Genomic DNA, 22,477 nt, shown 5'->3' on the forward strand with positions numbered 1-22,477 from the left:
GCCGGGTGGCGGCGACGCCTTACCCGGCCTGGAAAACCCGCGCGGCGCTCGCCGCCACGCGGTTTACCCCATCCTGTGCTCGCCCCGCAACATCGCCTCACGGTCAAACACCTTCTGGATCTCCCCGTGCGCCATAAACGCCGCCCGGTCGGACATATGGGCAATCACGTCCGCGTCGTGGCTCACCAGCAGGTAGGTCATGCCGTGCTCGGCCTTCAGGCGGTTGAGCAGGTTCAAAATTTCCGCCTGCACGGACATATCCAGCGCCGAAGTCGGCTCGTCCAGCAGCAGAAGCTGCGGGCGCAGCAGCAGCGCGCGGGCAATGGCCACGCGCTGACGCTGGCCGCCGGAAAGCTGGTGCGGATAACGTTTACCCGCGTCGGCGGAAAGCCCCACCTGCTGCAGCGCATCCGCTACCTTTTCGGCAATCTGCGTTTCGCCGTGGATGTTTAACGGCTCCGACAGGGTGCGCGCAACGGTGTGGTTCGGGTGCAGCGACGCCCACGGATCCTGAAACACCATCTGCACGTTGCGGCGAAGCTCGTCTTCAAAACGCCGTCCTGGCCGTAGCGCGTCTCCCAGGATCGAAATATGGCCGTTCCACTCGCGCTGCAATCCCGCCAGCACGCGCAGAATAGTCGATTTCCCGCAGCCGGATTCGCCGATCAGGCTGAAGGTTTCACCTTTCTCGATGCCAAAGCTGGCGGCGGACACCGCCGTTTTCTCCCCGAATCTCACCTGGAGATCCTTAACCTCAACGAGCGCCATTATCGGCCTCCTTCCACGACTGCGTGCGGTCCAGCGTCGGCAGCATCTGGCCGAACGTTTGCGCATTGGGTCGGCAGGTCCACAGGGTGCGGGTGTACGGATGCGTCGCCTGCGGAAGTCGGCTTGCCGCCATCTCATCGACCTTCTCGCCCTGATACATCACCAGCACGCGGTCACAGTGCTCCGCCACCAGCGGCAGATCGTGGCTGATTAACAGCATCGCCATCTGGCGTTCTTCGCTCTGCTGCACCAGCAGTTCGAGGATCTGGTTGCGCAGGCGGGCGTCCAGCGCGGAGGTGGGTTCGTCGGCAATCAGCACCTGCGGGTTGTTGATCAGCGCAATGGCGATCATCACCCGCTGGCCCATGCCCCCGGAGAGCTCGCCGGGGTAGCGCTGGAGGACGTGTTCGTTGAGCCCGACGGCGCGGATGATGTCGTGAATGCGCCCCAGGCGCTCGGCGCGGGGCAGGCGCTGGTGCAGGGTCAGCGCTTCATCGAGCTGAGCGGCGACGTTTTTCGCCGGATTCAGCGCGTAGCGCGGGTCCTGCAGGACCATCGCAATCCCGTTGCCGCGCAGCGCCTGCCAGCGGCGGTTATTCATGCTCAGTAGGTCGTTGCCGAGCACGTTAAGCCGGTTCGCGCTCACGATGCCGGGCTTACGCACCAGCCCCATCAGGGCGCGGGCGGACATTGATTTGCCCGAGCCGGATTCCCCCACCAGCGCCAGCCGCTCGTTGCCCAGCGTGAAGCTGAGGTTGTTGACCACGCGCTCGGCGGGGTAGTCGATATTCAGCGCATCGACGATGACGCGGTGTTCAGTCATGCTGTGGCTCCAGTACGTCGCGCAGGCCATCGCCCAGCAGGTTAAAGGCCAGGCTGGCAAACAGAATCGCGCCGCCCGGAATGGCGGCAATCCACCACTGGTCGAAAATCACCTGCATGCCGTCAGCGATCATCGCGCCCCATTCGGCCATCGGCGGACGCGCGCCAAGGCCGAGGAAGCCCAGACCGGCAGCCGCCAGAATAATCCCCGCCAGATCCAGCGCCAGCCGCACAATCGCGGACGGCAGGCACAGGGGCAGGATATGGCCGACCAGCAGGCGCGGGCCGCGAATGCCCATCATCTCGGCGGCGGCCAGATAATCGCTGTGGCGCAGCCGCTGGATCTCGCTCCGCGCCTGACGCGCGTAGGCGGGCCAGGTGGTTAAGGCCAGCGCCAGCGCGCCGTTGACCAGCCCCGGGCCAAGCATCGCCACAAACGCGAAGGCGAGGACCAGGCGCGGCATCGACATTACCACGTCGGTAAAACGCATCAGGATGCGCTCCAGCCAGCCGCCGTAGTAGCCGGACAAAATCCCCACCAGCAGCCCGGCGGGCAGGGTGATTACGGTAACTAATGCCACCAGCCCGAGCGCCGGACGGGTGCCGTAAATCAGGCGCGAAAGCAGGTCCCGCCCGTAGCTGTCGGTGCCCAGCCAGTGTTGAGTATTCGGTGCCTGCAGGCGCGCGGCGGCGTCCTGCCAGTTCGGGTCAAGCGGCGCGAGCCACGGCGCGAACAGGGCGATAACCACCAGCAGCGCGATGGCAGCCAGCCCGCAAAACGCGGCGGGGGAGCGGCGCAGGCGGCGTAAGAAAAGATAAAACGGCATCAGCGCACCCTGGGATCGGTCGCCCGCACAAGCAGGTCGGTAAGGTTATTGATCAGCACAAAGCAGACGCCAATCAGCAGCGTGCCGCCCATGACGGCGGTGGTGTCTCCGGCGAACAGGGCGGTGGTGAGGTAGCGCCCGATCCCCGGCCAGGAGAAGACGGTTTCAGTCAGTACCGCGCCTTCCAGCATGCTGGTGTAGGCGAGGGCGATTACCGTCAGCAGGGTACCGCGAATGTTTGGCAGCACGTGGCGCAGCAGAATGGTCATCTCCCCGGCGCCCTTGGCGCGGGCAAGCAGGATGTACTCTTTGTTCATTTCGCTCAGGCAGGCGGAACGCGTCAGGCGCGTGATGCTCGCCAGCGAATAATAGGCCAGCACCAGCACCGGCAGCACCAGGTGGCTGAGGGCGTTGCGGAACGCCTCGCGATCGCCGGAAAGCCAGGTATCCACCAGCGCAAAGCCGGTACGCGGCTCGACGGTGAACTGCCAGATATCATCCAGCCTGCCGGGACCCGCGCTCCACTGCAGCTTCGCGTAGAACAGGGCCAGCATCAGCAGGCCGAGCCAGAAAATCGGTACCGAGTTGCCGAGCAGGGTGAGCGTTCTGATGGCTAAATCGAGCGGCGAACCGGCGTAGCGGGCGCACAGCACCCCGGCAATCACGCCGAGCACGGCGCCGATGATTAACGCCAAAGTCGCCAGCTCCAGCGTGGCGGGAAACGCGTGCAGCAGATCCTGCAGCACCGGCTGCCCGGTGGCGCTGGCAGTGCCTAAATCACCGTGGGCAAGGTTTTGCAGGTAGTGCCAGAACTGCACGGGCAGAGGGCGATCCAGCCCAAGCTGGTGGCGAACCTGATCGTAGGTTGACTGGCTGGCGTGATCGCCCACGATCTGCAGCACGCGATCGACCGGTGAAAACGCCGAGAGCGCAAACGTGACGAGCAGCAGCCCGAGGAGAGTGAGCAGCAGGGTCAGCAGCCCCTGGAGAACGCGGGTGGAAAGATGTGGCATGGGTAATCTCTTCATGCCGGCTGGCGGCTCCGCCTTACCCGGCCTACAAAAACTGAAAATATGCACGGACGACCCCCTCTCCCTCTGGGAGAGGGCGGGGTGAGGGGGAACAGGCGGCTCTGTTGCGCGATGTTGCCCTCACCCCAACCCTCTCCCACGGGAGAGGGAGAAGGAGAGGGAGAAGGGCTACTTCGTGACGCGATCGTACCAGACCATATCCGCGTTCAGCCCCTGCTGATACCCCTTCACGTTATCGCGCACCACGATCTGGGTTTTCCCCTGATCGACGAACACGTACGGCGAATTCTGCTGCAGCTGTTCCTGCATCTTTTTGTAGAGATCCAGACGCTTCGCCGGATCCGGCTCGGCTACCGCCGCCAGCGTGGCTTTGTTCAGCTCGGGAATTTTCCAGCCGTTAAGCCCGGCCACGGTGCTGGATTTGCCGTCGTTCCACGCAAAGGCGCTGGCGTTTGAGTGCGCGTCGAAGTAGTCCGGGATCCACAGACGGATCGCCGCCTGATGCTGCTTTGCGCGCACGCGGGCATAGACCTGGCTCCCGGCGGCAGGCAGCAGATCGACCTTCACGCCGCCCTGAGCAAAGCTCGCCTGTATCGACTGGGCGATGGTGATAAACGGCGGCTTGTTCTCAACGTCCAGCGTGAAGTGCGCGTCTTTAATGCCCGCTTTGGCGAGAATGGCTTTCGCTTTTGCCGGGTCAAATTTAAACGGGTTGTCTTCCAGCGCGCCCGGCAGGCCGACCGGCAGGAAGCTCTGATGAACAAAGTACTGGCCTTTCAGCAGATTTTTGGTGATGCCTTCATAATCGACCAGCCAGCGCGAGGCTTCCCAGAACGCCGGGTTGTTCAGCAGCGGGTTGGCGCTGTTGCCGGTGTTAAACACCAGGTAATTTTGCTCGGCGGACGGAATGCTCAGTACCTTCACGCCCGGCTTGCCGTCCAGGGCGCTTATCTGATCTGCACCGAGATCGCGCGCCACGTCCGCATCACCCTGCTGGATCAGCAGGCGGCGTGAGGCCGGATCGGGGACGTTTTTAATGATGATGCTTTTGAGCTTCGGCGCGCCGCCGGGCGCCGATTCGTTAGCTTCCAGCACGATAGCCTGATGCGGCTGATAGACGCGCATTTTGAACGCGCCGCTGCCCGCCGAGTGCATTTTCAGCCAGGCGTTACCGAAGTCGTTATCCTTCACGTTCGCCGCAACCTGCTTTTCATCGACGATGGAGGCAATCGGCGTTGAGAGAATATTCAGCGCCACCGACGGGCTAACGTCCGCCGTCCAGTGAAGCTGGAGGGTATGGTCGTCCACCTTTTTCAGCTGGCTGGCGATGTTGCTCGCGTCCCAGCCCAGCACGTTGAGGATAAAGGCCGGGGATTTGTTCAGCGTCACGGCGCGGGTGTACGAGAAAATCACGTCTTCCGGGCGCAGCGGGTTGCCGGAGGCGAATTTGGCATCGGGCTTAAGCTTAATCGTCAGGGTTTTTGCTGCCGCGTCCGCTTCCCAGCTTTCTGCCAGAATCGGGGTGATTTTTTCCGGGTTATCGCGGTCCGGCTGTACCAGACGCTGATACAGGCTCGGCACGGTCTGGATGCTGGAAAGCTCGTTGGCTTCGGCCGGGTCGAGGCTCACGATGTCATCCAGCCCCTGGGCAACAACCAGCGTGTTGGGCGGAGTAGCGGCGTGGACGGCACCTGAGAGCGCAGCCAGCACCAGTAACGGCAACAGTTTTTTCGTCATAGCGATCCCTGAGAAGAATATATTGTGATTGTTTTATGCTCCGCTACGTTAGGGCGACTCTGACATTCCGCAAAGTCGAAATTCAGCTTTGCTTATGCCTTTCGGGAATATCGCATGCGTTCGGGCTATTAAAATACGCTGCTTTTCGCCCGCTTTTTAACCTGCTATAACAAACTCCTTACCTTTCAGGGAGTCACCGCCGTGCCCGAAATCAATCAACATGGTCAAACCGTTAACGATATCGTTCCCGACTGGCGAGGCGCGCGCGTATTAACCCGCACGCCGCTATTCGGCCAGTATTGCCGCCTGGAGCCGCTGGACGCCGATCGCCACGCGGCCGATCTCTATGAGGCCTACGCGCTGGGCGACGACAGCGACTGGACGTGGCTTGCCAGCACGCAGCCAGCGAGCGTGGAAGCCACCGCGCACTGGATCGTGGGTAAGGTGATGGACGATGAGCTGGTGCCGTTTGCCGTCATTGATTTACGCACCGAACGCGCGGTGGGGCTGGTGAGCTATATGGCTAACGAGCGGCTGCTGGGGTCGGTGGAGATCGGGCACGTGACCTGGTCGCGCAGGATGAAAGGAACCCGGATGGGCACCGAAACGGTGTGGCTACTGCTGAAAAATGCGTTTGAGCACGGCTACCGGCGCGTCGAGTGGAAGTGCGATTCCATGAACGTTGCGTCACGCAATGCGGCGGAGCGGCTGGGGTTTATCTGGGAAGGACGCCTGCGCCAGAAGCTGGTGCGCAAAGGGCGCAACCGCGACAGCGATATGCTTTCTATTATTGACGTCGAGTGGCCGCAAAGAGACGCCGAGCTGCGCGCCTGGCTGGCGGCGGAGAATTTTGACGGAGAAGGGCGGCAGATTAAGCGGCTTGAGGCGTTTCGGTTATAAGTTTTTTATGTAGGGTACATCTGAAACGGGCGATCAATCTGCGGAAATGGCAATTTCAATCAAATTGGTTTTTCCGGACCGTAGCCCCTGCGTCACCGCCGTGGCGATATCCGCGGCCTGGGTCACCTGGCAGCAGCGGATACCCATCGCGGCGCCCAGTGACTGGAAATCAATTTGCGGGTTAATCAGATCCATCCCGATAAAACGCCCCAGTTTCGTCGAACTGTAGCCCGGCTGTCCTTTCATGAAGTTTTTCAGGATGTTGTACTCCAGGTTATTCATCACGATAAAGGTGACGGGCAGATTTTCGTGCGCCGCCGTCCAGAGCGCCTGCGGCGAGTACAGGGAGGCGCCGTCGCCAACCAGACACACAACCGGCTCGCGCCCCAGCCCCAGCGAGTGACCTACTGCTGCAGGCATTCCCCAGCCCAGACCGCCGCCGCGCATAAAGTAGTAGCGCGGGTGCTGCTGGTCGGAGATAAACCGGCGAACGTGTCTGGCCGTTGCAATCGCTTCGTCGACAATCGTTATGCCCGGTGGAACAGACTTTATCACCTCGTAGGCCGCGACCATCGGCGAAATCGCCGGGCGCAGCCGCTCGGCTGCCAGACGCTCTTCCTGCAGTTGCCACTCTTTTTCACGTTCAGCGCGTGCCGCTTTGAGCAGCCGCTGATGCGTCAATTTGCTTGCCACCCGGCGCTGCTCAAGCTTCGGCAACAGTTCCTTCAGGGAGAGTGTGATATCCCCCATCACCGAGAGGCGAGTGGCGTAGGTGCGTCCCAGCTCGTTCATATCCGCCGAGAGCTGATACACCGCGCAGGTTTCCGGAATCGCCTCGCCCTCGCTATACAAAATGGTAATCAGGCTTCTGCCGCCGATGATAAACACCGCATCGTAGGCGTTAACGACGCTGGCGATTTCCTTTGCGGTGGTGGGCATATTGCCTCGCCAGAGCGCGTGCTGCGTGGGGAAGGGTAAATTCAACGGCCAGGAGGAGCCGTAGACGTGGGCGCCTAGCGCTTCAGCAAGCTGGACGATCTCCTGCGTCGAGCCGCTGGAGTGAACTTCATCCCCCGCCACAATCATGATCCTGCCGGGTGTAACCTGGCTCAACTCTTCGGCCAGTTCGTCCAGCGAGCCCGCCACGGTGTGATAGTTCACTTTAGAGGCCGTTTGTATCCCGGCGTCGCTGAGCTCTTCCATCACGTTCATTGGCAGGGATAGCAGCACCGGACCCGCGGGAGGGTAGCTGGCGGCATGAAACGCCCGACGCACCAGCACCGGAAGCTGGTCGGCGCTGGTGACCTCCTGCGCCCATTTCACCACGGGCGATCCAATGGAGACAATGTCATCGTACAGGAGCGGGTCGCGTACGTAGTGACGGGTATCCTGTTGCCCGACGGTGACAACCAGTGGCGTTTTCATGATCCGCGAATTAATGAGATTCCCCATGCCGTGCCCAAGACCGCTGGCGGTATGCAAATTGATAAAACCGGTCTTGCCGGAGGCTTTCGCGTAGCCGTCGGCAATGGCGACCACGCTGCTCTCCTGGAGTGCCAGAATATAGTGAATATTTTCATGGCGAAGAAGGGCATCAATGAGCGGAAGTTCGGTGGTGCCGGGGTTGCCAAAAATATATTCCACACCTTCACTCTCCAGCACTTCAAGGAGAATATCGGCACCCGATCGCATATTTAAATCTGACAGGGACGTTAATGATTTAATCATAATGACACCTCGTTCAGCGTTATTTAACTCATGCTAAAATTCTTCCTGCGTAGGACGGACAATTATTTCATTTACATCAACGTCGCCAGGCTGTTCGATAGCAAATAATACGGCTCTGACAATCGACTCTGCCGGAATAGCCTGCTTATAAAATTCATGCAGGAACTGTTTGCTCGGGGCATCAGAGCTGCCAAACTGCAGCTCGCTTTCAACGGCGCCGGGGGAAATAAGGGTCGTCCGAACGGTTTTCCCCGCTTCCTGACGTAAGCCTTCACTCAGGGCGCGGACGGCGAATTTCGTGGCGCTGTACACCACGCCGCCGGGGGCAAGGACCTTGATACCCGCCACGGAGGCCACGTTAATAAAGTGTCCGCTCCCCTGACGCTGGAATACCGGAAATGCCGCTGCGATACCGTACAGCACGCCTTTGATATTGGTATCGATCATCCGGTCCCACTCGTCGGTTTTCAGCTCGCTGAGGGGGGCTATCGCCATAAAGCCCGCGTTGTTGATCAGCACGTCGACGCGCTGGTATGCGGCAACGGCAGCGTCAATCGCGCGCTGAACCTCCTCCTGTCGGGTCACGTCCGCCTTCACGGCAATCGCCTGGCCGCCCTGCTGAATAATGCGATCCACCAGGGCGTTAATTCTCTCCAGACGACGGGCAACCAGCACCAGAGAGAAAGGTTTATTTGCCAGATGAAGGGCGATGGCCTCACCAATACCGCTGCTGGCACCGGTGATAACAACAACTTTGTTTGCACTATTATTCATGATCTTATCTCACTGTTGTGTGATTCAAAATAAATAAAAATAAGGGAGCGGTTTAAGAATTATGAAAAATTCTTAAACGCTCGTTTTTGATATATTCTGTATCTGGAATGAAATAATTCTCGCTTAAAACTTAATGGAGTGCGGAAGAAAATGTCAATGACGTTTTAAATAATTAAATTAATTGCAAGCTTAATATTTAATTCTTATATGTAACAATCATATGAACAGAATAAAATTTGGTGACCCCCGCGGCCCTGCGAAAGGGGCCGGAGGATTAAATCTTGCCGCTGTACAGCACGGGGCCGGTGGGTTGACCGGTGGGTGATCCCCCTTTAGGTTCAAGGCTTATGGCTATCATCGCGTCAGGGGTAAGGGTGTTGTTCCTGAGGGCAACATGAGTCGGTATATCACTTAGCAGAAGCCCAAGGGATATCGGGGCCTTACCGGCAGGAATAAGCCAAAGCTGCAGGCTTTTTTGCGCCGCGACAGCGTTCGGTCTGAGAGGGGTGATGCTCAGATACTGGCGGCGGCTGTCCGCACTGACGATCCATTGCCCGTGCTGGTGGGCATCGTTGAGCACCATCAGCGGTGCGAGTTCCGGCGTGCGGGTGGAATACCAGGTCACTACGGTAACGGCGGCGAGGCCGGCCGCGACCATCCAGCCGAGATAGGGCCGGCTTTGGCGCAAAGGCTTTTTCGGTGGCAGATCGAGGGCGATCCTCTTCCACACCGTCTCGGGTGGGTGAACGGGCGTAAGGTGACTGTCGAGCGTGCTGAACATTTCCTGCCAGTACGCCACGCGCGCTGTCAGGCCGGGCTCAGCGGCAAGCCTTTTCTGGAACTGAAGCCGCGCCCCTCCGCGCAGAGTGCCGAGGGCATATTCCGCAGCCAGCATGTCATCGCGTTTTTCGCTGTCATTCATAGGCCCACGCACTCCCGAAGATGATCCATCGCGCGGCGGATCCAGCTTTTTACCGAGCCCACGGGCTGCTGGAGCCAGTCGGCAATGTCGCTGTGGGACATGCCCTGATAGTAGGCGAGCGTAATGCTCTGGCGCTGTTCCTGACTTAGATGATCCAGACAATGCCTGAGTCGTGCTGCCTGCGCGTCGTCGTACCAGTTGTTTTGCTCATCGTTTTCGCTAAGCAGACTCTCTTCGGAATACGACTCCTCGCGGGCGGCAGCGCGGGTTTGCCCGCTGCGCAGCCAGTCAATACAGCGGTTGCGAACAATATGCGTAAGCCAGGTCATCGGAGAGCTCAGGGCGGCGTTATAGGTGTCGGCTTTACTCCAGACGGTGACAAAACAGTCGTGAAGGATCTCTTCTGCCCAGGCGCGATGGCGTAGCATGCGCAGCGCGACGGCAAACAGATGCGGTGAAGTGAGTCGGTAAAGCTGTTCAAATGCGCGGCGATCGCCGTTTGCGACCGCCTGCATTAATTTCAACTGCTGTTCAGCCAGCGCGTTATCCATGTTTTTCCCGGAAGGCAACGTCACACTTCCGAAGTATAGACAACTACTTAGGCATCAGGACGGTATCAATCACATCGATCACGCCATTTTTCTGATGGACGTCATAGGTGCTGATATTCGCCACGTTGCCTTTACCATCCTTGAGCTGAATATTGTGCGGGCCGTTACTCATGATCCACAGCGGTTGACCGTTAACGGTTTTCAGCTCCGCGTGGCCGCCGCCCTGTTTAATTTTCTGCTCCAGCGCTTTCATATCGTAATTACCGGCGACCACGTGATAGGTCAGAATACTGGTGAGCAGCGCTTTATTTTCCGGCTTCACCAGATTGTCGACCGTACCCGCAGGCAATTTCGCAAACGCCGCATCGGTGGGCGCAAAAACGGTGAATGGCCCTTTGCTCTGCAGCGTATCCACCAGCCCGGCCGCTTTAACCGCCGCCACCAGCGTCGTGTGATCTTTAGAGTTCACGGCGTTTTCAACAATGTTTTTGCTCGGGAACATTTCCGCTCCGCCCACCATCACGGAGCCTGACGTCATGGCTGCTGATGCGCCTGCACAGAAGAGTAAAGCGCTGGATACGAATGCAACACTGAGTAGCTTTTTCATCATTTATCCTCGGATTAAGGAGCAAAGGCGTTGCTCACATACTCACATACGAGGGCAGGGGGGAAACTGGATGCAGGCAAATGAAAATAAATTTTTGGCGGGGTAGGTTAATCCCCTCTCCCCTATGGGGCTGAGGGGGCCCCACAAAGTAATGCCAGCACGGAACAGTCCCCTCGCCCCTCCGGGGAGAGGGTTAGGGTGAGGGGAACATACAGCTGTAGTGGTCATTCCGTTCACTTTATGTTCCTTGCTACTCTGTAACCCCGTAACCGGTGAACGTGCCAGGGTGGCTCAGTCGCCACCACCCTGGCGACCCGGGCTCCCGGCGGTAAATCGCCGCTTCGCGGATTGTTCGCCCCATCCCTGGGGCTCACCCCTTCGGGGCCAGCGCAAGCGCTGTCCAAAATTGCTCCCGGCAATTTTGTCATCGGCTTATTCCCTCCGGCTTATCGGGGACGGGCGGAGGTAACGTCCCTGTAAAGCCCGCCCTCTCGGCGCATCCATGCGCCTCGCCCCGGCCGGAAGGCAAACGCCTCAGCGATTTACAGCCGGACCAGGGCATCGCTGAAAGGCTTCAGTCGTTCTTAAACAACGTTATTGCTGCTTAAAAATTACTGGGGATCCCTCAGCCTATGGGGAGAGGGCCAGGGTAAGGGGAAATACCCTCAGCGTCGAACCGGTGCCCCGTTCGCCATATAATACGCCGCCGTGCTCTTCGCCAGCGGCTCGAGCCCGCGAATGGCGTCGGCAATCTTCTCGCCAATCATAATAGTGGTGGCGTTCAGGTTGCCGGTGATGATCTGCGGCATGATCGACGCATCCACCACGCGCAGCCCTTCCAGCCCGTGAACGCGGCCTTCGCCGTCGACCACCGCCATCTCGTCGTAACCCATCTTGCAGGTGCCGCACGGGTGGAAGGCGGTTTCGGCGTGGTTACGCACGAACTCGTCGAGCTGCTCGTCGGTCTGGCATTCGACGCCCGGGCTGATTTCGCGACCGCGATATTTGTCCAGCGCGGGCTGGTGCATGATCTCGCGGGTGATGCGGATAGCGTCGCGGAACTCCTGCCAGTCCTGCTCGTGAGACATATAGTTGAACAGGATCGCCGGATGCTGGTGCGGATCGCGCGACTTGATGCGCACGTGCCCGCGGCTTGGGGAGCGCATGGAGCCAACGTGGCACTGGAAGCCGTGCTCTTTTACCGCGTTCGAGCCATTGTAGTTAATCGCCACCGGCAGGAAGTGGTACTGAATGTTCGGCCATTCAAACTCTTCGCGGCTGCGGATAAACCCGCCCGCTTCGAAGTGGTTGCTCGCGCCCACGCCGGTGCCGCCAAACAGCCACTCGGCGCCAATCTTCGGCTGGTTCCACCACTGCAGGGCAGGGTAGAGGGAGACCGGCTCTTTGCATTCGTACTGGAGGTACATCTCCAGGTGATCCTGCAGGTTTTCGCCCACGCCGGGCAGGTCGTGCACCAGCGGGATATCGAACTGCTTCAGCAGCTCCGCGCTGCCCACGCCGGAGCGCTGGAGGATCTGCGGGGAGGCAATCGCGCCCGCGCACAGCAGCACCTCTTTATTCGCCGTCGCTCTGGACGGGATAGTGCTTTCGCCCTCCAGCCACTCGACGCCCACCGCGCGCTTGCCGTCAAAAATAATATGATCGGTCATGGCGTGGGTGCGGATGGTCAGGTTCGGGCGCTTTTTGGCCTGGTCCAGATAGCCGCGCGCGGTGCTGGCGCGTCGGCCCTGCGGCGTGACCGTGCGGTCCATCGGGCCGAAGCCTTCCTGCTGATAGCCGTTGAGATCGTCGGTGCGCGGGTAGCCCGCCTGTACGCCCGCCTCCACCATCGCCTCAAACAGCGGGTTCACGCCCGGCTTAGAGGTGGTGACGCTCACCGGACCGTCGCCGCCGTGGTAGTCGTTCGGCCCCACGTCGCGCGTCTCCGCCTTGCGGTAGTAGGGCAGGCAGTTGAGGTAGCTCCAGTGCTCAAGGCCAGATTCTTTCGCCCAGTTGTCGAGGTCCATCGCGTTACCGCGGATGTAGCACATGCCGTTGATCAGCGACGAGCCGCCCAGACCTTTGCCGCGTCCGCACTCCATGCGGCGGTTGTTCATGTACGGCTCTGGCTCGGTTTCATACGCCCAGTTGTAGCGCTTGCCCTGCAGCGGGAACGCCAGCGCGGCGGGCATTTGGGTGCGGAAGTCAAAGCGGTAGTCCGGCCCGCCTGCCTCAAGCAGCAGAACGGTGGTATTCGGATCTTCAGTCAGTCGCGTTGCCAGTACGTTGCCGGCAGAGCCGGCCCCGATAATGATGTAGTCAAATTGCAAATAAACCTCCCGGTTAAAATATGGACTGGAATTTACCCATCTCAACCTGGATGGACTTCACCTGGGTGTAGCTCTGCAGCGTCATCACGCCGTTCTCGCGGCCAATGCCGGAGTGTTTGTAGCCGCCGACCGGCATCTCTGCGGCGGATTCACCCCAGGTGTTGATCCAGCAGATGCCCGCTTCGAGCTGATGAATGGCGCCGTGCGCACGGTTCAGGTCGGCAGTGACGATGCCCGCCGCCAGGCCGTAGTCGGTGTCGTTGGCGCGGCGGATCGCTTCTTCTTCACTTTCATAGGTGAGGATGGACATCACCGGGCCGAAGATCTCTTCGCGCACGATGGTCATCTCGTCGGTGCAGTCGGTGAACACGGTCGGGGCGACCCACGCGCCGTTGTCAAAACCTTCGCCCTTCAGCGCGTCGCCGCCGCACAGCACGCGCGCACCTTCCTCTTTGCCTTTGGCGATGTAGCGCAGCACGCTGTCGCGGTGCGGGAAGCTGACCATCGGCCCAAAGTTGGTGCGTTCATCGAACAGATCGCCCGCGCGGATGCGGCCCACGCGCTCAACGATTTTCTGCTCAAACGCGGCCTTGAATTTCTCGGGTACAAACACGCGGGTGCCGTTGGTGCACACCTGGCCGGAGCTGAAGAAGTTCGCCATCATGGCGATGTCTGCCGCGAGATCCAGATCGGCGTCGTCGAAAATAATCAGCGGGGATTTACCGCCCAGCTCCATCGTTACCTCTTTCAGGGACGAGGCCGCCGAGTTGGCCATCACCTTCTTGCCGCTGGCGACGCCGCCGGTGAAGGAGACTTTGGCGATGCCCGGATGCTCGGTGAGGTACTGGCCGGTCTCCGCGCCCACGCCAGGCAGGACGTTAAACACGCCGTCCGGAACGCCCGCTTCGGTGTAGATCTCCGCAAGCTTCAGGGCGGTGAGCGGCGTCACTTCGCTCGGCTTGAAGATCATCGCGTTGCCCGCCGCCAGCGCCGGAGCGGATTTCCAGAGGGCGATCTGGATCGGGTAGTTCCACGCGCCGATACCCGCCACCACGCCCAGCGGCTCGCGGCGGGTGTAGACGAATGAGGTCTCACGCAGCGGGATCTGGCTGCCTTCCAGCGCCGGGATCAGCCCCGCGTAGTACTCCAGCACGTCCGCGCCGGTGACGATGTCGACGGTGGAGGTTTCGGAGTACGCTTTACCGGTGTCGAGGGTTTCCAGCTTCGCCAGCTCGTCGTTGCGCTCGCGCAGGATATCAACGGCGCGACGCAGAACGCGCGAGCGCTCCATGGCGGTCATCGCCGCCCAGATTTTTTGCCCGCGTTTTGCGCTTTCGACTGCGCGGTCGACGTCTTCTCTCCCGGCGGCCTGTACGCTCGCCAGAACTTCACCGTTGGCCGGGTTGATGGTCTCGAAGGTGCGACCGCTGGTGGCGGAGGTATAACCACCATTAATATAAAGCTGCTGTTCTGCCATTCGGGACATAAATTCTCCTCGGTTATTCGGTCGGTAAATGCTGGCTGATAAAGTGGCTGGTGAGCGACTGCGCCAGGGGCTTATCCAGCGGCTTGCCGCTCAGCGCGGCGCGCAGCCACAGCCCGTCGATCAGCGCTGCCAGGCCGTAGCCCGCCTCTTCGGCCTGTTCGCGCGGCAGCTCACGGCGGAACTCGTACACCAGGTTTGACAATAAACGACGGCTGCTCACCTGCTGCAGGCGGTAGAGCATTGGCTGGTGCATGCTGCTCGCCCAGAAGGCCAGCCAGGCCTTCATTGCCGCGCCGCTGGTCTGGGTTTCATCAAAATTGCCGCCGACAATGGCCTGCAGGCGTTGCTCCGCGCTGCCGTCCGGCAGGGCGCGTAAGCGGCTCAAAACCGCGTCGCGCAGCTGGGCGGTAATGTCGCGCATGGTCGCTTCCAGCAGACCGTTTTTGTCTTTGAAGTAGTGACTGATGATCCCCGTGGAAACGCCCGCCCGACGGGCGATCTGCGCGATCGTCGCGTCGTGCATTCCCACTTCATTTATTGCTTCCAGCGTGGCGTCGATAAGCTGCCTGCGCCGGATCGGCTGCATCCCCACTTTGGGCATTTTTGCCACTCCATTCATCAGCGTTGGTAATACATTAAAGCGGTTTTTGATTGGACGTTCAATATAAAATGTGTCTTAATTGTTGCGGATTTGGATTTCAATAGTTACAAAAACAGTGGGGATACTGGATGACAGACCTTTCACAAGACAGAGAAAAAGACAAAATCAACCCGGTCGTTTTTTATACGTCCGCCGGGCTGATTTTGTTGTTTTCCCTGACGACCATCTTCTTTCGTGATTTTTCTGCCGAGTGGATTGGGCGCACCCTGAACTGGGTGTCGAAGACCTTCGGCTGGTACTATCTGCTGGCCGCGACGCTCTATATCGTCTTCGTGGTCTGCATTGCCTGCTCGCGCTTTGGTTCCGTGAAGCTCGGGCCTGAGCAGTCCAAGCCCGAATTCAGCCTGCTGAGCTGGGCCGCGATGCTGTTTGCCGCGGGCATCGGCATTGACCTGATGTTCTTCTCCGTGGCGGAACCGGTCACGCAGTATATGCAGCCGCCGGAAGGGGCAGGGCAGACGATGGAGGCCGCGCGCCAGGCGATGGTCTGGACGCTGTTCCACTACGGCCTGACGGGCTGGTCGATGTACGCCCTGATGGGCATGGCGCTCGGATACTTTAGCTATCGTTATAATTTGCCTCTCACCATCCGCTCCGCGCTGTACCCGATCTTCGGTAAAAAGATTAACGGCCCGATTGGCCACAGCGTTGATATCGCGGCGGTGATCGGCACCATCTTCGGTATTGCGACAACGCTCGGGATTGGCGTGGTGCAGCTCAACTACGGGCTGAGTGTGCTGTTTGATATCCCGGATTCGATGGCGGCCAAAGCGGCGCTGATTGCGCTCTCCGTCATTATCGCCACCATCTCGGTGACGTCGGGCGTCGATAAAGGCATCCGCGTGCTCTCCGAGCTGAACGTGGCGCTGGCGCTGGGTCTGATCCTGTTCGTGCTGTTTATGGGCGATACCTCGTTCCTGCTCAATGCCCTAGTGCTCAACGTGGGCGACTACGTAAACCGCTTTATGGGCATGACGCTGAACAGCTTCGCCTTTGACCGTCCGGTGGAGTGGATGAACAACTGGACGCTGTTCTTCTGGGCGTGGTGGGTCGCGTGGTCGCCGTTTGTCGGCCTGTTCCTGGCGCGTATTTCGCGTGGCCGCACCATCCGCCAGTTTGTGATGGGCACGCTGATTATCCCGTTCACCTTTACCCTGCTGTGGCTGTCGATTTTCGGCAACAGCGCGCTGCATGAGATCATCCACGGCAATGCCACCTTCGCGCAGGAAGCGATGGCGCACCCGGAGCGCGGCTTCTACAGCCTGCTGGCGCAGTACCCGGCGTTTACCTTTAGCGCCTCCGTGGCGACCATCACCGGCCTGCTGTTTTACGTCACCTCGGCGGATTCCGGCGCGCTGGTGCTGGGCAACTTCACCTCGAAGCTCAAGGATATCAACAGCGACGCGCCGAACTGGCTGCGCATCTTCTGGTCCGTCGCCATCGGCCTGCTGACGCTCGGCATGCTGATGACCAACGGTATCTCGGCGCTGCAGAACACCACGGTGATCATGGGCCTGCCGTTCAGCTTCGTCATCTTCTTCGTGATGGCCGGGCTGTATAAATCGCTCAAGGTGGAAGACTATCGCCGCGTCAGCGCCAGCCGCGACACCGCGCCGCGTCCGATGGGCGCGCAGGACCGGCTGAGCTGGAAAAAACGTCTCTCGCGCCTGATGAATTACCCGGGCACGCGCTACACCAAACAGATGATGGAGACGGTCTGCTTCCCGGCGATGGAAGAGGTCGCGCAGGAGCTGAAGCTGCGCGGCGCGTACGTGGAGCTGAAAAACCTGCCGCCGGAGGAGGGCGAGACCCTGGGGCACCTGGATCTGCTGGTGCACATGGGCGACGAGCAGAACTTTGTTTATCAGATCTGGCCGCAGCAGTATTCAGTACCCGGGTTTACCTACCGGGCGCGCAGCGGGAAATCGACCTACTACCGGCTTGAGACCTTCCTGCTGGAAGGGAGCCAGGGGAATGATTTGATGGACTACAGCAAGGAGCAGGTAATTACGGACATTCTGGACCAGTATGAACGGCACCTGAACTTTATCCATCTGCACAGGGAAGCGCCGGGTAATAGCGTGATGTTCCCGGATGTCTAAACGGATTCTTAAATAACAATATATCTGTATATAAATACAGTTATTCAATGCGATATTACTCATGGAAGAGTCATATTGCAGCAAAAGCCTGATGCTGAAGCATTCAGGCTTTTGCTGCATCAGGGAAGGAATCATGCATGAGCCACGCGATAGAATTTATCGAAACATCACTTTTTACCCGGCAGTTCAAAAGTATTGCTACGGATGATGAATTAAGGGATCTCCAAAAGGAACTCATTGCCTGGCCTCATAAAGGCGATTTGATCCAGCATACAGGCGGGCTACGTAAAATAAGAATGGCTGTTGGCTCAAAGGGAAAAAGCGGCGGGGCCAGAGTCATCTACTTTCTGGCTACTGAAGAGGTGATTTTTTTCCTCATGGCCTATCCAAAAAGCATGAAGGACAGCCTGACCGATGTAGAGAAAGCCGAACTCAGAAAACTCACGTCTGTTCTCACCAATAGCGCTTCCAGTTCCGTCAATTAAAGGTGTACTATGTACTCCACCAGGCAAGAAGGGGCAGACAATGAGTATCTTTGATGAACTTAAGGCTTCGCTTGAAGAGGCTGCCGAGATCCAACGTGGTAAGAAAACTCCATCACGAGTCACTCGCTATGAGGTCGCGGACGTTCGGGCGATAAGAGAGCAGTTAAATGTCACTCAAAGCGAAATGGCGAAGGCTCTGGGTACAAGTGTTGATACGATTAAAAGCTGGGAGTCGAAACGGCGAAACCCAACGGGATTAGCGGCGAAAGTGCTAAATGTGATTAGAGATAATCCCGCGTTTTTCAGAGCGCTTGCGGGGCAGTGAGCTGATATCTATCTGTACAATTTATGCCGGGTGGCGGCGATGCCTTACCTGGCCTACAACACCGCTTTACCGAAGACCTGATAAGCGTAGCGCCATCAGGCTTTTAGCAGCGTAAACACGCTCGTATCATTATTCTGCCAGATGAGGATGAAGCGTTTACCCTCAGGATAGCCTCCAGCCGGGTTCGAAAGCGCCAGCGTGATTGTTTTTTCCGTTAACTCTGTGACTCTGGCCCACTCAAACCCCATGTAAGTATTTGCCTTTGGAAAGAGCGCCTTAAACAAACTCTCTTTTGCGCTAAATGCCAGCGTCAGCGCCAGCGCAAAAGGGTAGCCCGAGTGCGTCAGGTACATCGCTTCCTGCGCATCAACGATGCCGTCCTGGATTTCGCGGGCTTCGTGGTCTGGAAGAATGGCTTCGCAATCAATACCTACGAGCGCATCTTGATGACAGACGACAACCGCCATCGCCTGCGCGCCGCTGTGGGTAATGCTCCCCGAAACTCCTTCCGGCCAGAGCGGTTCGCCGCTGGGGCCGATGCCGGGGGTCGCGCGTTCATTTATCGCGCCGAGCGCATGCGCGGCGGCGATGCGGCCTGCAAGATGCTCGGCTTTGCGTTTGCGTCCGGCGTTTAAAAGCTCAGCGTAGTGGGGGAGCCAGAGAAGGTCGGCGTCGGTGAAGGTGGTGGGGTCGAAGGTGACGTTGTGGACGGTGTGGCCGGCAATAATGAACGTGGTGTGGGTTGTGTGCATGTTTTTCCCTTCAGAATTGTGCGGCCTGATGCCCTCACCCCGGCCCTCTCCCACGGGGAGAGGGGGGAGTTACTGCCTGAATCAGAAACGCGTATTCACGCTCATGTACCAGGTACGGCCCGGCTCATTATACGTATACGCTCCCGCACCGTACATATACGCACCGGTGGTGGAATTTCCGGTCGTCTGGGCATTACCCGCGCGCCACTGACGCTTGTCGAAGACGTTATCCACGCCGCCGGTCAGGCTGACGTTTTTGGTCATGTCCCAGGTCGCGCTCAGGCCAACGATGCTGTACGGACTGATTTCGTCTTTCTCAGACCCGGTCACCGGCTGACCTTTGTAGTTGTACTTCTTCGGCTGCTGCTTGCCGTACCAGGTAAAGGTCGACTGGAGCGACACGTCCTGATGGACCTGCCAGCTCAGGGTCGAGTTCAGCGTGTACTCCGGAATGATCGACAGACGGTCGCCGGTCTCCTTGTTCTTGCTCTGCAGCATCCAGGTGATGTTGTTGGTCCAGTTGATTGTGTCGCTGACCGGCACGTTCAGGGAGCCTTCCAGCCCTTCGACGACCGCTTTCGGAACGTTTTCCCACTGGTAGATATCCGTCTGCACTTTACCGGAAGAGGTGTGACCGATCGGCGCGTAGCCCGCTTCAATCTTGTCGCGATAGTCGTTGCGGAACCAGGTCACGCCAGCCAGCCAGCCGTCGCGTTTCCACTCCAGACCAATCTCTTTGTTGATGCTGGTTTCCGCTTTCAGGTCGTCGTTGCCCATCATGTAGCAGCCCACGCCGTCCGAGCTGGCGTAGCAGCCCTGGCCTTTGCTGTAGAGCAGGTAGTTCGGGTTGGTCTGGTACAGGCTCGGCGCTTTATAGGCGCGCGCGATCCCCATCTTCAGCGTGAAGTCATCGCCCAGACCTTGCGACAGGTTCAGGGACGGGCTCCAGTTGTTGCCGACGATGGTGTGGTGATCGAAGCGCAGGGCAGGGGTCAGCATAGTGCTGTCGGTCAGCTCCATGTTGTTTTCGGCGAACAGGGAGAAAATCTCCGCCGAAGTGTACGGGCTGCGGTCGTTGCTCATGCCCGGAATGGTGCCGCCCTGCAGGGTTTGCGTGAAGGAGGTGGAGTCCTTCATGCGCTGCTGGTTCCACTCGGTGCCCAGCGTCAGGTTCTGGTTGACGAGGAAATCAATCGGCAGGTTGATTTCGCTGTGCAGCATCACGTCGGCCAGGTCGGTGTCGGTGAATTTATTGCTGTTGAACAAGCCTTCCGTACCGCCCGCAAGCCCTTCGCCCAGGCGGGAGTTGCGGGTGTGTTCGTACTGCGCCCAGCTGCTGGTGGTGATGCCGTTATCCCAGCCGCCGTTCCAGGTCACCGCGAAGTTCTGGCGGTAGATACGGTTAGTCTCTTTGCCGTAGTTCTTCTTCACCAGCGCGCTGTCGTTGTTGGTGTTCTGCGTGTCGCCCGCGTAGAGGTTGTTCTGGCGGCTGTAGCCCGCTTCGAACTCCAGGGACTGCATAGGCGCGAAGTCCCAGCGCACCACGCCGTTGATGTCTTTGTTTTCCACGCCCTCGCGGCCAGCCGGCAGGGTGTTGGCGTAGGCACCGGTACGATCGGACTGGTGGCCCTGGTTGATGTCCCACGCGTCGGCCTGGGTTTTATCGAGGTTACCGAACATGCGGAAGCTGAAGTCGCCGCCCAGCGGGCCGCTCAGGCTGAAGTTGGTGCGCTTTGTGGAACCTTCATCTTTATGTTCAGGCGCGTTCAGGTAGGTGTTCCATGAGCCGTGCCACTGGTCGTCGAATTTTTTGGTGATGATGTTCACCACGCCGCCTGCCGCGCCGTTGCCGTAGCGCGCGGCGGCCGGACCGCGGATCACTTCAATACGTTCGATCATCTCTGGCGGCACCCAGCCGGTATCGCCACGGGTGTCGCGCTCGCCGCGCCAGCCCAGACGGATGGAGTTACGGCTGGTCACCGGCTTGCCGTCGATCAGGATCAGCGTGTTTTCCGGGCCCATGCCGCGAATGTCAATCTGACGGTTGTTGCCGCGCTGGCCGCTGGTGGAGTTCCCGGTCAGGTTAACGCCCGGCATGGTACGGATGATTTCCGCCACGTCCCGCGCGGGCGGGTTTTTGCGGATCTCGTCGGCGGTGATGGTTGACACGCCCGGCGCCTGTAAATTCTGTTCGGCGGCGGTGATCACCATCGTATCTTCATGCTGCGCAGAGGCGGACTTGTCGTCTGCCATAGCGGGCAGCGCGACACCATAAATCCCTAAATTGACCAGCAAGGCCAGAGAGTGAATCTTCTTATTCATTGTACGTCCCGCTTTTATGGTTATTTAATGAGCGCGCTTCCCACAGCGCGGGCATTACGCTATTGCAAATGCAAATAGTTATCAATAATATTATCAATAAAATTTGCTCTGAAACAAAAAAGACTGTGAAACATGGGGTTATAAGGGTGACGACGTTAACAACCGGAAGTGAAGCGTGGTGGCAGTCGAAAAACGGACCTGAATGGGAACGTCTGAAGGATAACTGTCGCGTCACCTTCTGGTGGCGGGATCCGGCAGGCACGCAGAAAACCTCATCGGTCAAACGCGTCTGGCTCTACGTTACCGGCGTGACCGATCACCATCAAAATGCCCGCCCGCAGTCCCTCGAACGCATTCCTGATACCGACGTCTGGCAGTGGCAGGGCGAATTCAGCCCCGAGTGGCGCGGGAGCTACTGTTTTATCCCTTCTGAAAATGAAAACGATTTTGCCGATACCGTGTTTGAAGGCGAACTGCCGGACCGCATGGCGCTGCGCGAAGGCTGGCGCAGGCTGCTGCCGCACGCGGTTTCCGACCCGCTGAATCGGCAGAGCTGGCGCGGCGGGCGCGGTCATGCCGTTTCTGCGCTGGAGATGCCGGACGCGCCCGTTCAGCCCGGCTGGGACCGTCCCGATACGCCGTATCAGCCGCCGGTCTGCATTGAGTGGAACAGCGAGCGTCTCAACAACCGTCGGCGCGTGTGGATTTTTACCACCGGGGACGACGGCCCCGAGCGCCCGCTGGCGGTACTGCTCGACGGGCAGTTCTGGGCCGAAAGCATGCCCGTCTGGCCTGCGCTGACGTCGCTCACCACCGGGCGCCAACTGCCCCCTGCGGTCTACGTATTAATCGATGCGATCGACATGGAACACCGCAACCGCGAATTGCCCTGTAACCCCGATTTCTGGCTGGCGGTACAGGAAGAACTTCTCCCTCTTGTAAAACATCTCGCCCCCTTCAGCGACCGCGCCGACCGTACCGTGGTGGCGGGCCAGAGCTTTGGCGGACTCTCTTCGCTTTATGCTGGCCTCAGCTGGCCGCAGCGGTTTGGCTGCGTGCTGAGCCAGTCCGGCTCGTACTGGTGGCCGCACCGCGGTGGGCAGCAGGAAGGGCGCCTCAACGAACAGCTCAGAGCCGGTGAGCTGACCGCGAGCGGGCTGCGTATCGTCCTCGAAGCCGGGCGCAACGAGCCGCTGATTTTCAATGCCAATCAGGCGATTTACGCCGAACTACACGCGCAGCAGCAGGTTACCTGGCGTCAGGTTGACGGCGGACACGATGCGCTTTGCTGGCGCGGTGGGCTGACGCAGGGGCTGATGACCCTCTGGCAGCCGCTCATTCAATAAC

20 protein-coding genes are annotated in these 22,477 nt (G+C 59.3%); 5 read left to right on the plus strand and 15 right to left on the minus strand.

Translation table 11 applies throughout. The features are described from left to right. Window positions 1–63 precede the first annotated feature (63 nt). From NWV12_RS05415 to NWV12_RS05435, 5 genes are all read right to left on the minus strand, one after another. The gene (locus NWV12_RS05415) at window positions 64–768 is read right to left on the minus strand and encodes an ABC transporter ATP-binding protein (protein WP_048979598.1); all 705 of its coding nucleotides are present in this window, start codon (window positions 766–768) and stop codon (window positions 64–66) included. Next, window positions 755–1,591, minus strand: a complete 837-nt coding sequence (locus tag NWV12_RS05420) for an ABC transporter ATP-binding protein (protein ID WP_048979597.1) — start codon at window positions 1,589–1,591, stop codon at window positions 755–757. The genes NWV12_RS05415 and NWV12_RS05420 overlap by 14 nt, the downstream gene beginning before the upstream one ends. After that, window positions 1,584–2,417, minus strand: coding sequence for an ABC transporter permease (locus tag NWV12_RS05425; RefSeq protein WP_048979596.1), 834 nt, complete (start codon window positions 2,415–2,417; stop codon window positions 1,584–1,586). Before NWV12_RS05425 ends, NWV12_RS05420 begins: the two co-directional genes overlap by 8 nt. Next, the gene (locus NWV12_RS05430; protein ID WP_048979595.1) at window positions 2,417–3,430 is read right to left on the minus strand and encodes an ABC transporter permease; all 1,014 of its coding nucleotides are present in this window, start codon (window positions 3,428–3,430) and stop codon (window positions 2,417–2,419) included. The genes NWV12_RS05425 and NWV12_RS05430 overlap by 1 nt, the downstream gene beginning before the upstream one ends. Window positions 3,431–3,616: 186 nt before the next feature. Next, window positions 3,617–5,185: an ABC transporter substrate-binding protein gene (locus tag NWV12_RS05435; protein ID WP_048979593.1), complete on the minus strand. Its 1,569-nt coding sequence runs from the start codon at window positions 5,183–5,185 to the stop codon at window positions 3,617–3,619. Between the two features lie 201 nt (window positions 5,186–5,386). Here NWV12_RS05435 and NWV12_RS05440 point away from each other — a divergent pair, with 201 nt between their 5' ends. Then, on the plus strand, window positions 5,387–6,085 hold the full coding sequence (locus tag NWV12_RS05440) for a GNAT family N-acetyltransferase (protein WP_048979592.1): 699 nt from the start codon (window positions 5,387–5,389) through the stop codon (window positions 6,083–6,085). A gap of 33 nt (window positions 6,086–6,118) precedes the next feature. Here the strand turns inward: NWV12_RS05440 and NWV12_RS05445 are convergent, their stop codons facing one another. The 8 genes from NWV12_RS05445 to betI all read right to left on the minus strand — a co-directional run bounded on the left by NWV12_RS05445 (window position 6,119) and on the right by betI (window position 15,084). Beyond that, window positions 6,119–7,813 (minus strand): thiamine pyrophosphate-binding protein, encoded by a 1,695-nt coding sequence (locus tag NWV12_RS05445; RefSeq protein ID WP_048979590.1) that lies wholly within the window; start codon window positions 7,811–7,813, stop codon window positions 6,119–6,121. Window positions 7,814–7,846: 33 nt separating this feature from the next. Next, window positions 7,847–8,587, minus strand: a complete 741-nt coding sequence (locus NWV12_RS05450; protein ID WP_048979589.1) for an SDR family oxidoreductase — start codon at window positions 8,585–8,587, stop codon at window positions 7,847–7,849. Window positions 8,588–8,861: 274 nt separating this feature from the next. Further along, window positions 8,862–9,509: an anti-sigma factor domain-containing protein gene (locus NWV12_RS05455; RefSeq protein ID WP_048979586.1), complete on the minus strand. Its 648-nt coding sequence runs from the start codon at window positions 9,507–9,509 to the stop codon at window positions 8,862–8,864. Beyond that, on the minus strand, window positions 9,506–10,060 hold the full coding sequence (locus NWV12_RS05460; RefSeq protein ID WP_048979585.1) for an RNA polymerase sigma factor: 555 nt from the start codon (window positions 10,058–10,060) through the stop codon (window positions 9,506–9,508). Before NWV12_RS05460 ends, NWV12_RS05455 begins: the two co-directional genes overlap by 4 nt. Window positions 10,061–10,103: 43 nt before the next feature. After that, window positions 10,104–10,667, minus strand: coding sequence for a fasciclin domain-containing protein (locus tag NWV12_RS05465; protein WP_023334833.1), 564 nt, complete (start codon window positions 10,665–10,667; stop codon window positions 10,104–10,106). 665 nt (window positions 10,668–11,332) lie between these two features. Beyond that, complete coding sequence (betA, locus tag NWV12_RS05470) at window positions 11,333–12,997, minus strand: choline dehydrogenase (RefSeq protein ID WP_048980789.1); 1,665 nt, start codon at window positions 12,995–12,997, stop codon at window positions 11,333–11,335. A gap of 13 nt (window positions 12,998–13,010) precedes the next feature. Further along, window positions 13,011–14,483 (minus strand): betaine-aldehyde dehydrogenase, encoded by a 1,473-nt coding sequence (betB, locus tag NWV12_RS05475; RefSeq protein WP_048980787.1) that lies wholly within the window; start codon window positions 14,481–14,483, stop codon window positions 13,011–13,013. 13 nt (window positions 14,484–14,496) lie between these two features. Beyond that, window positions 14,497–15,084 carry a transcriptional regulator BetI gene (gene betI / locus NWV12_RS05480; protein ID WP_048980785.1) on the minus strand — a complete coding sequence of 196 codons (588 nt, stop codon included), beginning with the start codon at window positions 15,082–15,084 and terminating at the stop codon, window positions 14,497–14,499. Between the two features lie 128 nt (window positions 15,085–15,212). Here betI and betT point away from each other — a divergent pair, with 128 nt between their 5' ends. The 3 genes from betT (at window position 15,213) to nadS (ending at window position 18,056) form a co-directional block, all read left to right on the plus strand. After that, a complete protein-coding gene (gene betT, locus NWV12_RS05485) occupies window positions 15,213–17,246 on the plus strand; it encodes a choline BCCT transporter BetT (protein WP_029741651.1) in 2,034 nt (677 codons plus the stop codon). A gap of 137 nt (window positions 17,247–17,383) precedes the next feature. Next, window positions 17,384–17,731: a type II toxin-antitoxin system RelE/ParE family toxin gene (locus NWV12_RS05490; protein WP_033144884.1), complete on the plus strand. Its 348-nt coding sequence runs from the start codon at window positions 17,384–17,386 to the stop codon at window positions 17,729–17,731. Window positions 17,732–17,771: 40 nt separating this feature from the next. Further along, on the plus strand, window positions 17,772–18,056 hold the full coding sequence (gene nadS / locus NWV12_RS05495; protein ID WP_033144885.1) for a NadS family protein: 285 nt from the start codon (window positions 17,772–17,774) through the stop codon (window positions 18,054–18,056). Window positions 18,057–18,151: 95 nt separating this feature from the next. Here the strand turns inward: nadS and entD are convergent, their stop codons facing one another. Together entD and NWV12_RS05505 are read right to left on the minus strand one after the other, a co-directional pair. Further along, on the minus strand, window positions 18,152–18,808 hold the full coding sequence (gene entD / locus NWV12_RS05500) for an enterobactin synthase subunit EntD (protein ID WP_048980784.1): 657 nt from the start codon (window positions 18,806–18,808) through the stop codon (window positions 18,152–18,154). Between the two features lie 81 nt (window positions 18,809–18,889). Next, the gene (locus NWV12_RS05505) at window positions 18,890–21,130 is read right to left on the minus strand and encodes a TonB-dependent siderophore receptor (RefSeq protein WP_048980782.1); all 2,241 of its coding nucleotides are present in this window, start codon (window positions 21,128–21,130) and stop codon (window positions 18,890–18,892) included. Between the two features lie 146 nt (window positions 21,131–21,276). On the opposite strand from NWV12_RS05505, the gene fes reads away from it, so the two are divergent. Continuing rightward, window positions 21,277–22,476, plus strand: coding sequence for an enterochelin esterase (gene fes / locus NWV12_RS05510; protein ID WP_048980780.1), 1,200 nt, complete (start codon window positions 21,277–21,279; stop codon window positions 22,474–22,476). Window position 22,477 lies beyond the last annotated feature (1 nt).

This window comes from Enterobacter sp. Crenshaw, from assembly GCF_024734705.1.
GTDB lineage: Bacteria > Pseudomonadota > Gammaproteobacteria > Enterobacterales > Enterobacteriaceae > Enterobacter > Enterobacter asburiae_B.

Coding starts and splice junctions, on each gene's coding strand:
- entD (WP_048980784.1), bottom strand. CDS start 18,808: ATGCACACAACCCACACCACGTTCATTATTGCCGGCCACACCGTCCAC.
- NWV12_RS05420 (WP_048979597.1), bottom strand. CDS start 1,591: ATGACTGAACACCGCGTCATCGTCGATGCGCTGAATATCGACTACCCC.
- betB (WP_048980787.1), bottom strand. CDS start 14,483: ATGTCCCGAATGGCAGAACAGCAGCTTTATATTAATGGTGGTTATACC.
- betI (WP_048980785.1), bottom strand. CDS start 15,084: ATGCCCAAAGTGGGGATGCAGCCGATCCGGCGCAGGCAGCTTATCGAC.
- NWV12_RS05460 (WP_048979585.1), bottom strand. CDS start 10,060: ATGGATAACGCGCTGGCTGAACAGCAGTTGAAATTAATGCAGGCGGTC.
- NWV12_RS05490 (WP_033144884.1), top strand. CDS start 17,384: ATGAGCCACGCGATAGAATTTATCGAAACATCACTTTTTACCCGGCAG.
- NWV12_RS05435 (WP_048979593.1), bottom strand. CDS start 5,185: ATGACGAAAAAACTGTTGCCGTTACTGGTGCTGGCTGCGCTCTCAGGT.
- NWV12_RS05455 (WP_048979586.1), bottom strand. CDS start 9,509: ATGAATGACAGCGAAAAACGCGATGACATGCTGGCTGCGGAATATGCC.
- NWV12_RS05450 (WP_048979589.1), bottom strand. CDS start 8,587: ATGAATAATAGTGCAAACAAAGTTGTTGTTATCACCGGTGCCAGCAGC.
- betT (WP_029741651.1), top strand. CDS start 15,213: ATGACAGACCTTTCACAAGACAGAGAAAAAGACAAAATCAACCCGGTC.
- NWV12_RS05430 (WP_048979595.1), bottom strand. CDS start 3,430: ATGCCACATCTTTCCACCCGCGTTCTCCAGGGGCTGCTGACCCTGCTG.
- NWV12_RS05425 (WP_048979596.1), bottom strand. CDS start 2,417: ATGCCGTTTTATCTTTTCTTACGCCGCCTGCGCCGCTCCCCCGCCGCG.
- nadS (WP_033144885.1), top strand. CDS start 17,772: ATGAGTATCTTTGATGAACTTAAGGCTTCGCTTGAAGAGGCTGCCGAG.
- NWV12_RS05445 (WP_048979590.1), bottom strand. CDS start 7,813: ATGATTAAATCATTAACGTCCCTGTCAGATTTAAATATGCGATCGGGT.
- NWV12_RS05465 (WP_023334833.1), bottom strand. CDS start 10,667: ATGAAAAAGCTACTCAGTGTTGCATTCGTATCCAGCGCTTTACTCTTC.
- NWV12_RS05415 (WP_048979598.1), bottom strand. CDS start 768: ATGGCGCTCGTTGAGGTTAAGGATCTCCAGGTGAGATTCGGGGAGAAA.
- NWV12_RS05505 (WP_048980782.1), bottom strand. CDS start 21,130: ATGAATAAGAAGATTCACTCTCTGGCCTTGCTGGTCAATTTAGGGATT.